A 4145-nucleotide genomic window follows, 5' to 3' on the forward strand; every position below is an offset into this window, starting at 1 on the left:
GATCAAGAAGATCGAGGCCAAGATCGTTGCCGACAAGGAAGCCGCCAAAGCCAAGGCGCTCGAAGCCAGGAAACTGGCGATGCGCGAGGCGGCCAAGGCCAAGGCCGACGCTGAACGGCAGGCGTTCCTGGCCAAGAAGGGCAAGGGCGCGCAGGCAACCCAGGTGGCCGATGCCAAGCCAGCCAAGAAGCTGGTTGCCAAGATCATCGAACCAATCGAACCGATCGCGCCGATCCAGTCGGCCGAGCCGCTTCCGGCAGAGGCGATGAACATCGCCCTGACCGGCAACAATGGCGAGTTGCGTAGCGAGGTCATCGGCCAGAAGCAGCCGAGCAGCGGCGGTTTGTTCGCCGGTCTCTTCGGCGGTAGCTCTTCCTCTTCGTCGATTTCATATCTTCCCGAGACACGGGCTCTCGACCAGGCTCTCGCCAAGAGGGAAGCCAAGAAGCAGTTCAAGGTGAAGCCGGAATTCGTGCCGCAGGACGTGGAATTCAGCGGTTACGCTGCCGGCACCATCGTTATCGACACCAGCGCGCGCCGCCTCTACCTCGTCGAATCGTCCTCCACCGCGCGCCGCTACGCCATCGCGGTCGGCCGCGACGGCCTGCAGTTCAAGGGTACGGTTGCAGTCGGTGACAAGCAGGAATGGCCGCGCTGGATCCCGACGCTGGACATGCAGAAGCGCGAGCCGAAGCATTACGGCCAGTATAAGGACGGTATGCCCGGCGGTGGCCAGAATCCGCTCGGCGCGCGCGCCATCTATCTCTATGACGGCAAGAAGGACACGCATCTGCGCATCCACGGCACCATTGCGCCGCAGTCGATCGGAACCAGCGCTTCGAATGGTTGCTTCCGCATGATCAACGAGCACGTCATGGACCTTTACAGCCGCGTCAGGGTTGGCACCAAGGTCGTCATCATCTGACGTTTTCGTCATCCTGCCGAAAGGGCCGGCTCAGCCGGCCCTTTTGTTTTGCCTTGTTCACGATCCAAGCGCCTTCTTGGGAAAAAAGCTTCGCGGCGGTTTTTTCTCTGGCGGAATCAATCCGGCCGCGTTAAGCGATGACTCCCATGGCGCGATATGTATTCATCACAGGCGGCGTGGTTTCCTCACTTGGAAAAGGCATTGCCGCAGCGGCCCTTGGGGCTCTCCTGCAGGCGCGAGGCTATCGCGCACGCATCAAAAAACTCGATCCCTACCTGAATGTCGATCCAGGCACGATGTCGCCGTACCAGCATGGCGAAGTCTTCGTCACCGACGATGGTGCGGAAACCGATCTCGATCTTGGCCATTACGAGCGCTTCACAGGCCGCTCCGCCAACCAGCAGGACAACATCACCACCGGCCGCATCTACAAGAACATCATCGAGCGCGAGCGGCGCGGCGACTATCTCGGCGCAACCGTGCAGGTCATCCCGCACGTCACCGATGAGATCAAAAATTTCGTTCTCAACGGCAATGACGATTATGATTTCGTGTTGTGCGAGATCGGCGGCACGGTCGGCGACATCGAGGCGATGCCATTCCTGGAAGCTATTCGTCAGCTCGGCAACGACCTGCCGCGCAACAACGCCGTCTACGTCCATCTGACGCTGATGCCCTACATCCCGACGGCAGGCGAGCTGAAGACCAAGCCGACTCAGCATTCGGTCAAGGAGCTGCGCGGCATCGGCATCGCGCCCGATATCCTGCTGGTCCGTGCCGACCGCGCCATTCCCAAGGAAGAGCGCAGGAAACTGTCGCTGTTTTGCAATGTGCGCGAAAGTGCCGTGATTCAGGCGCTCGACGTGCCGCATATCTACGATGTGCCGATGGCATACCATAGGGAAGGGCTCGATTCGGAAGTGCTGGCCGCCTTCGGCATCGATCCGGCGCCGAAGCCGCGCATGGAGCCGTGGCAGGCGGTGTCCAACCGCATCCACAATCCTGAAGGCGAGGTCACCATCGCCGTTGTCGGCAAATATACCGGCCTCAAGGACGCCTACAAATCTCTGATCGAGGCGCTCTCGCATGGCGGCCTTGCCAACCACGTCAAGGTCAAGCTCGACTGGATCGAATCGGAGATCTTCGAAAAAGAGGATCCGACGCCCTGGCTGGAAAAGGTGCATGGCATCCTGGTCCCAGGCGGCTTTGGCGAGCGCGGTGCGGAAGGCAAGATCCTGGCGGCGAAGTTCGCGCGTGAGCGCAAGGTGCCGTATTTCGGCATCTGCTTCGGCATGCAGATGGCCTGCATCGAGGCAGCGCGGTCGCTGGCCGGCGTCGAACATGCGTCTTCGACCGAGTTTGGTCCGACCGAGGAACCGGTGGTCGGCCTGATGACCGAATGGCTGAAAGGCAACATGCTGGAGAAGCGCCGCGAAACCGGCGATCTCGGCGGCACGATGCGGCTCGGCGCCTATCAGGCCGAGCTCGCCAAGGGCTCCAAGATCGCCGAGATCTATGGCGACACACAGATTTTCGAGCGCCATCGCCACCGCTACGAGGTCAATGTCGACTACAAGGAGCGGCTCGAGGATTGCGGCCTGGTGTTTGCCGGTATGTCGCCCGACGGCGTGTTGCCGGAAACGGTCGAATACCCGGACCATCCGTGGTTCATCGGCGTGCAGTATCACCCGGAACTGAAAAGCCGGCCGCTCGAGCCGCATCCGCTGTTCGCCAGTTTCATCGAGGCGGCCGTGGAGCAGAGCCGGCTGGTGTAGCGATCAGGTCGGGCGGCAATGCAGACCTATGTCGCACTGCTTTACAGCATCATCCTGGCTGAGGGGCGACGGGTCGTCATGGCCGACCTCAAGGCCATGGCCGAAGAGCTCGGGCTGAACAACCCGCGCACGCTGGTGGCGACGGGCAATCTGGTCTTCGAGGCACCGGCAACTGATATCGCCGACCTCGAACAGTGGTTGGAGGCAGCCTTCGAAAAAACCTTCGGCCGCCATGTCGATATCATTGTGCGCGGTGCCGAGGACTGGCTGAAGCTTGCCGCCGGCAATCCGTTTCCGATGGAATCGAATGCGACCGCGGATCAGGTGGCGGTGCGCGTGATGCGTAAGCCTGCACCCGAGCAGGCCGTGACGGCACTGCAGGCCTATGCCGCCGAGGACGAGAAAGTGACTTCGCTCGGCGGCGACATCTGGGTCGTCTTTTCGCGAGAGAGGCCAAGTTCGCGGCTGCTCGCGGCAATGAACCACAAGCGCATGGGCATCGGCACGTCGCGCAACTGGAACACGGTGCGCAAATTGGCCGAGATGATCGGGTAGTTGGGGCGGCTTTGCGCCGCCCCTGATGATGCTCGTCAGGCTTTCGCGGTCTTGGCGCCTGCGCCCAGAGCGGCGGTGCGCAGCACGTAGTAGATAATGCCGGCGATCGCCACGCCGAAGAACCAGCCATAGACACCCCACCAGGACGGCAGCCAGTTGGTGAAGTTGGGCAGGATCGACGAGAAGATGGCGCCGATGCCTGCTGCGATGAAGGCATTGACGTGCCAGCCGCCCTGGAAACGGAACTCGCCGTCCTCGCGGTAGAGCGCCTCGACGTCGACCTCGCCCTTCCGGATCAGGTAGTAGTCGACCATCATCACCCCGAAGATCGGCCCCATTGTCGCGCCGATGATGTTGACGAAGGAAGCGGCACTGCCTTCCCACGGCGCGAAGGGGTAAAGCAGCAGGGCAATCACGGCCGCGATATAGCCGCCCTTCTTGAAGTCGATCTGCCTGGGAAAGACGTTGGAGAAGTCGAAGGCCGGCGAGACGAAGTTTGCCACCACGTTGATGCCGAGGGTTGCCACGGCAAAGGTCAGGGCTGCGAGCGCTGCCAGGAACCAGCTGTCGAATTTCGCCGAGATCTGGTCGGGATGCAGCAGCACCTCGCCATAAACGTCAAAGGCGGCAATGGTGGTGACGCCGGCGACCAGCGAGAACAGGATCAGGTTGATCGGCAGGCCCCAGATGTTGCCCTTGCGCAGCGATGCCTTGTCCGGCGCGTAACGGGCGAAATCGCAGAAGTTGAGATAGAGCGCCGAGAAATAGGTGACCCAGATCGCGGCCACCGCAAACAGCGAGGTCCACGATCCCGGCGTGCCGGGCACGCCCGCGTCCTTCGTCTTGTCCAGCAACACGTCCATCGGGATATCGCTGGTGAAGGCAAATCT

Annotated in this window: 4 protein-coding genes; 3 read left to right on the forward strand and 1 reads right to left on the reverse strand. The window is 61.7% G+C overall.

What is annotated here, in order from left to right:
- The 3 genes from EN906_RS25145 to EN906_RS25155 form a co-directional block, all read left to right on the forward strand.
- Positions 1-925 (forward strand): L,D-transpeptidase (locus EN906_RS25145; RefSeq protein ID WP_164777343.1); only part of this gene is annotated, 925 nt, incomplete at its 5' end.
- A gap of 146 nt (positions 926-1071) precedes the next feature.
- Positions 1072-2700, forward strand: a complete 1629-nt coding sequence (locus EN906_RS25150) for a CTP synthase (protein WP_164748819.1) — start codon at positions 1072-1074, stop codon at positions 2698-2700.
- Between the two features lie 18 nt (positions 2701-2718).
- The gene (locus EN906_RS25155; RefSeq protein WP_127268715.1) at positions 2719-3255 is read left to right on the forward strand and encodes a DUF1697 domain-containing protein; all 537 of its coding nucleotides are present in this window, start codon (positions 2719-2721) and stop codon (positions 3253-3255) included.
- A 35-nt stretch (positions 3256-3290) separates the two neighbouring features.
- Here EN906_RS25155 and EN906_RS25160 read toward each other — a convergent pair.
- On the reverse strand, positions 3291-4145 hold an 855-nt coding region (locus EN906_RS25160), incomplete at its 5' end, for a cytosine permease (protein WP_206529162.1).

Source organism: Mesorhizobium sp. M7A.F.Ca.CA.004.06.1.1, assembly GCF_003999135.1.
Classification (GTDB): Bacteria; Pseudomonadota; Alphaproteobacteria; order Rhizobiales; family Rhizobiaceae; genus Mesorhizobium.